The sequence below is a fragment of the uncultured Gimesia sp. genome, assembly GCF_937919775.1.
Lineage (GTDB): Bacteria > Planctomycetota > Planctomycetia > Planctomycetales > Planctomycetaceae > Gimesia.
Window position 1 is genome coordinate 1 of the sequence record NZ_CALFPF010000666.1, and the last position, 6,172, is coordinate 6,172.

Consider the following 6,172-nt stretch of genomic DNA (forward strand, 5'->3'; position numbering starts at 1 on the left):
GGACTGAAGAGTATTTTCTCACCTGTCTCCGCCAGCGAAATTGCATTGGAATGGTGGCAGAACACAACAATCAGATTGTGGGTTTCATGATCTATGAACTTCACAAATCCATGATTCAGGTATTAAACTTCGCCGTCGCCCCCGAATTTAGACAGCAGGGAATCGGACGTCAAATGGTTCAGCGCGTGATCGATAAACTGTCTCAGCAGCGCCGCCGCGAAATCGTCTTGGAAGTCCGTGAAACCAATTTGCCAGCGCAGTTGTTTTTCCGTAAGATGGATTTCCGTGCCGTCTCGGTTTTACGAAACTACTTTGAAGACGCAGGCGAAGATGCCTATGTTCTGCAATACCGTCTGGAACGTGCAGAGCAGGATTTTGCTCCCGGTCTTTCTCCGAAAAATCGCATCAGCAATTATCTCGACGCTTCGGATGCTGCCTGAAAAATAACAGCGAATGACAAAACAGTCGCCAAGCGGATCTTCTTCCGGCAAACCGTTGCCTGCGATTCAACTGCGCGGCGTTCGTGCCCAAAATCTTAAAAATATTGACCTGGACATCCCGCTCAACCAGTTGACGGTTGTCTGTGGAGTCAGTGGTTCCGGCAAGACCAGCCTGGCTTTCGACACGCTTTACGCCGAAGGGCAACGACGCTATATCGAAACCCTTTCATCCTCTGCGCGACAATTCTTGCATCATTTTCCCAAACCTGATGCTGACCATATCAAGCATGTTCCCCCCGCCATCGCAATCAGGCAAAACGCGAGAAAAAGTCATCCTACAGGCAAAGGCATCGAACCAACGGCTGCCATCGCGTCCGGCATTCATCACTACCTGCGACTGCTTTACACATCACTGGGACAAGTCGTCTGCCCGGAGTGCAATCTGCCCGTTACTCCCCAATCGTCCGAATCAGTGCTCGCGTTCTTAAAAACGCTGCCTGAGAATACGCGGTACCAGATCTGCTACCCGATTCAAAAAACTGGGGAACAAACCTCAACAGAGATCATTCAGGACTTAATTCACCAGGGGCTGACGCGCGTTATTGTAAATCACGAGACGGTCAAGTTGACCGACAATCTCCCTCAACTCACACCTCAATGGGAGCATTTACTGGTTGTCATTGACCGCCTGAACACAAAAAATCTCGAAGAACAACGCGTTTTAGACAGTCTGGAACTCGCGTTTGGGGAATCGTCGGGCCAGACAGCGATACTCGTTGAGCAAATTCAGTTTGAGCAGGAGCGGGTAGTTCCGCTTGAGGTTGACCAGAAAACTTGGTTCCGCCTTGATTTCTCGACGGAATTGAACTGCCCCCGCTGCCAGAAAGAATTTATTCTACCTGAACCACAACTGTTTAATTTTTACAGCCCGACAGGAGCCTGTCTTCTTTGCCAGGGATCAGGTTTTGTAGCGGATTCTCAAGCTCACTCGAAGACGTTGCAGGTTTGCCCTGACTGTAAAGGGAGCCGTCTGAATGCAGCAGCGCTGGCGGTACACATTCAAGACCGTAATATCGATCAATTCTGCCATCACCCGATCCCGAAAACGCGGAAATGGCTCGAGGATTTGAAGCAGGCTCTGAACATGCCGCTTCAGCAGCAACTCTCACCTCTGTTCCGAGAGATCAGCGACCGCTTGATGTTATTACAAGAACTGGGAGTCGGCTATCTCACATTAAACCGATCAATGCGAACAATCTCCGGCGGAGAAGGCCAACGAATTGCATTGGCATCTCTCTTATCTTCCAATCTGGTCAACACGCTTTATGTGCTGGATGAACCATCGTCCGGTCTTCACCCGGTTGACACTCAACGTGTCATTTCTGTGCTCGAAAGTCTGCGCAACTTAAAAAACACTTTGGTCGTGGTAGAACACGATGCCGACTTCATTCGAGCAGCCGATCACATTGTTGAACTGGGTCCTGCTGCAGGCAAAGCAGGGGGGGAGGTTATCTTCGAAGGATCTTACCATCAGCTCATCTCAGCTGCTGATTCACCCACAGGCAATTTTCTGAATGCGGCCTCAGCCTCATCTCTGAGATCGCATCCCCGCAACCCGGCACCGCCGCTGATCACGCTAACTGGTGTGAATCGAAATAACCTGAAAAACATCACGATTTCATTTCCTCTGGAACAGTTGTGTGTGGTAACCGGTATCAGCGGCAGCGGCAAAAGCAGCCTCATTGAACAGACCTTGTTCCCCATTCTCTCCGAGCTTCTGGCTGAAACAACAACGGCAGATACATTTCAATTCTGCCAGTCGGTAACCGGTGTTGAGCAGATTGACGAAGTCATCTTACTCGATCAGTCACTCGTGGGGCAGACGCCGCGGAGTATACCGGCAACCTATCTGAATCTGTTCGACGAGATCCGCGCGGTTTTTGCAGAAACAGGCGATGCAAAACTACGTAACCTGAATCCCCGAGATTTCAGTTTTAACAGTAAAAATGGCGGCCGTTGCCCGGAATGTAAAGGAACCGGTTTCATTGAAATCGACCTGCAGTTTCTGGCAGATCTGACGATGGTCTGTCAGGAATGTCATGGCAAACGTTATCAACGCGAACTGCTGGAAATCAAATATCGCAAACTCAATATCGCCGAAGTTCTGGAACTGACCGTCGATGAAGCGTTTCCTTTTTTTCGAGGGCAACCTGCGTTACAGAAAAAACTGAAACAATTGAAAGATGTTGGCCTGGGTTACATCCCCCTGGGGCAACCGGTCAGCTCTCTGTCCGGCGGAGAGTGTCAGCGTTTGAAACTGGCCGCCTATCTGACAACCAGCAGTCGTAACAAGACGCTCTTTCTGATGAATGAACCGACCTGTGGCCTGCATCCGCTCGACGTGCAACATGTATTGAATTGTTTCGAGCATTTACTGACGGCGGGGCACTCCATCATCATTATTGAACACAATCTGGATGTGATCCGTGCCGCGGATCATATTATCGATCTGGGGCCTGAAGCGGGCGAAGCAGGGGGCTCGATTGTAGTGACGGGCTCACCAGCGGAAATCGCTCATCACCCCGCATCTTATACCGGCTCAGCGCTCAAAAAAATGACGACTGCCCATTAAAGCATGCTTTCTGCTAGCGTTTCCGTCGCTGGCGTTTTCCTTTTTTCCCGGCCTGTGATGATTTCCCGACTTTCGATTGCCCCGACTTCCCCTGGTTTTTGAGATCGTCAATCCGGTCCCTCAATAAGGCAGCCCGCTCAAACTCCAGTTTTTCCGCTGCTTCCAGCATCTCTTTTTCTAGTTCGCTCAGAAATTCCTGGGTAATGTATTCCGATTCATCAGAAAAACCTACCGATTCCCGCACAAACTGCTGTGCTTCCATTTCTCCTTCGATCCCTCGTTTGATCGCTTTTTTGATCGACTCCGGCGTAATACCGTGCTCACGATTATACTCTTCCTGGATCGCACGGCGGCGTTCAGTTTCGTCAATCGCATTCTGCATGCTGTTCGTCATCCGGTCGGCATACAGAATCACTTCCGCGTTGATATGCCTGGCAGAACGGCCAATCGTTTGCACCAGACTGGTTTCGCTCCGTAAAAAACCTTCCTTATCTGCATCGAGGATGGCAACCAGCGAAACTTCCGGAATGTCCAACCCCTCGCGTAATAAGTTGATCCCCACTACCACGTCGTATTTTTGTTCTCTCAAACCCCGCAAGATTTCGACGCGTTCAAAGGCATCCAGTTCCGAATGCAGCCACGCACAGCGAATGCCGGCCTCTTGAAAATAGGATGTCAGATCTTCGGCCAGTCGTTTCGTCAGCGTCGTCACCAGCACACGTTCATTGACTGCAACGCGTTTTTTAATTTCCTCTTTCAAATGCGGTACCTGACCGCGGGCCGGAACAATTCGAATCACAGGATCGATCAGTCCGGTCGGGCGAATGACCTGCTCGACAACTTCCCCTTCGACACGCTCCAGTTCCCAGTCGCCGGGTGTCGCTGAAACAAAAATTGTCTGTTTGCGGCGTTCGTTCCATTCATCAAAAGTCAGCGGGCGGTTATCCAGCGCCATCGGCAATCGAAATCCATGATCGACGAGATTCGTTTTCCGAGAACGGTCTCCTGCAAACATCGCACGCACCTGTGAGACCGTCACATGCGATTCGTCCACAAACAACAGGTAATCTTCAGGGAAAAAGTCCAGTAATGTATCCGGCGGCGTTCCCGGTTTTCTTCCCGCCAGCGCACGACTGTAGTTCTCGATCCCAGGACAAAAACCGACTTCTTCCAGTAACTCCATATCGTATCGCGTTCGCGCGCTGAGTCTCTGGGATTCCAACAATTTGCCTTCGCTCTGCAAAACCTGCAGACGTTCATCCAGTTCGGCCTGTATCTCCTGAATCGCCGACTCAATCCGCTCTTGAGGCAGTACAAAATGCTTGGCCGGATAAATATACGCTTCGTTCACCGTCCTCAGCACTTCCCCTGTCAAAGGATTAATGACCGCCAGATTTTCGATTTCGTCCCCCCAGAATTCGATCCGATAAGCAAACTCTTCATAAGCCGGCCAGCATTCCACCACATCACCGCGAACACGAAATTTGGCCCGCGACAGCTCCACATTATTCCGATCATACTGGATATCGATCAGCTTACGCAGCATTTCATCCCGGTCGATCTCAACCCCCACCCTGAGCGGGATCATCATTTCCAGATAATCTTTGGGAGAGCCCAGTCCGTAAATACAACTCACGCTGGCCACAACGATCACATCGCGCCGACTGACCAGCGCACTTGTCGCCAGTAATCGCAGACGGTCAATTTCGTCATTGATTGACGCATCTTTCTCGATGTAAATATCCCGCTGCGGAATATACGCCTCGGGCTGATAATAGTCGTAATAACTCACAAAATACGTAACGGCGTTGTTCGGAAAAAACTCTTTAAATTCCGAGTACAACTGGGCAGCGAGAGTTTTATTATGCGACAGAATCAGCGCAGGCCGACCTAACTCTGCAATCACATTCGCCATCGTGAAGGTTTTTCCTGACCCCGTCACCCCCAGTAATACCTGCTCCGACTTTCCCTCTTTGATTCCTTTGATCAACCCGGCAATAGCACGCGGCTGATCTCCCGAGGGTTGAAAGTCACTCTTGAGTTGAAAAACGGACATGGTCTCTCATTCCTTTGGTTCTGCTGAAATTCTGCAGAACAGCTCCTGCAGACAGACACACAGCTGTGTAACGGGGATATCAGTGCCTATTGTAGAGAAATGTCTTCGACCGGGGAAAGGGACCAAATGCGCAGAATCAATCAGCCATCTGTTTCTGGACTGAAAGCAGGGGAGCCCCATAGAAAAGTTAGCACTTTTGTCGGGACACTTGAGAAAACCTGTCGACTTATTCTTCGAAATCTGTTTCGTCCGCTGTGTCTTCTGAAATGGGCTCCCTCGACGTAGGAGGCAGCACCGGCTCAGAATCTTCTTCAGCCGCCGAAAGACTTTGCTCAACTGGAACTTCCGCTCCTTCAGGAAGGGGAGGCATGACCCAGATTTCGCCATATGCCACAGGTTGCTCTGCCCGAAACTGATGATGTCGCAGCAATTCCAGAATGGCCAGGAAGATTCCAATGATCCGGCTGCGAACTTTTTCGCCTTCAAAGAAAGTGCTGAATGCAACCCGCTCTTCTACACGAACGCGAGAGCCGATCCGTTCGACATAAGTCGAAATCGGGGTGTCGTCATAGGTGATACTGGATTCTTCTTCGACTTCCTTGCGTTTAACAACGCGAGCCAAAGCGCTGACCAGGTCCCACAGTTCCACTTCTTTAATCAGGTCTTCGGAAGGATCTTTGCCCGACTTGGGACGCTCATCTGTCAGACGCGGATAACGTTCCTGCCATTCGGCTGCGTGTTCTTCCAACGCGTTGGCAGCATCCTTGAATTTTTTATATTCCAGTAATTGCTGGATTAAATCACTGCGCGGGTCATCGATGACCTCTGCAATTTCTTCCTCTTCCGCGCGAGGCAGAACCATTCGACTTTTGATTTCTGTCAACGTACTGGCCATCACGATAAAATCGCCGACCAGATCCAGATCCATTAATTCCAGTACATCAAGAAACTCATTGAATGATGCTGTAATGGAAGCGATCGGAAAGTCGAGAATGTCCAGTTCATTACGTCGAATTAAATACAACAGCAAGTCTAATGGACCAC

Annotated in this window: 4 protein-coding genes; 2 read left to right on the forward strand and 2 right to left on the reverse strand. The window is 50.2% G+C overall.

Translation table 11 applies throughout. From position 1 onward, the window contains the following. The coding region (gene rimI / locus Q0294_RS18950; protein WP_299468583.1) for a ribosomal protein S18-alanine N-acetyltransferase at nt 1-440 on the forward strand (440 nt) is incomplete at its 5' end. A gap of 13 nt (nt 441-453) precedes the next feature. After that, complete coding sequence (locus Q0294_RS18955; protein WP_299468585.1) at nt 454-3,072, forward strand: excinuclease ABC subunit UvrA; 2,619 nt, start codon at nt 454-456, stop codon at nt 3,070-3,072. Nucleotides 3,073-3,085: 13 nt separating this feature from the next. Here Q0294_RS18955 and uvrB read toward each other — a convergent pair whose 3' ends face one another. Further along, nucleotides 3,086-5,128 carry an excinuclease ABC subunit UvrB gene (gene uvrB / locus Q0294_RS18960; protein WP_299468587.1) on the reverse strand — a complete coding sequence of 681 codons (2,043 nt, stop codon included), beginning with the start codon at nt 5,126-5,128 and terminating at the stop codon, nt 3,086-3,088. Nucleotides 5,129-5,354: 226 nt separating this feature from the next. After that, the coding region (locus tag Q0294_RS18965; RefSeq protein ID WP_299468589.1) for a segregation/condensation protein A at nt 5,355-6,172 on the reverse strand (818 nt) is incomplete at its 5' end.

Bases quoted from the DNA above. Each gene is read 5' to 3' on its own strand.
- uvrB (WP_299468587.1), bottom strand. From the start codon at position 5,128: ATGTCCGTTTTTCAACTCAAGAGTGACTTTCAACCCTCGGGAGATCAG.
- Q0294_RS18955 (WP_299468585.1), top strand. From the start codon at position 454: ATGACAAAACAGTCGCCAAGCGGATCTTCTTCCGGCAAACCGTTGCCT.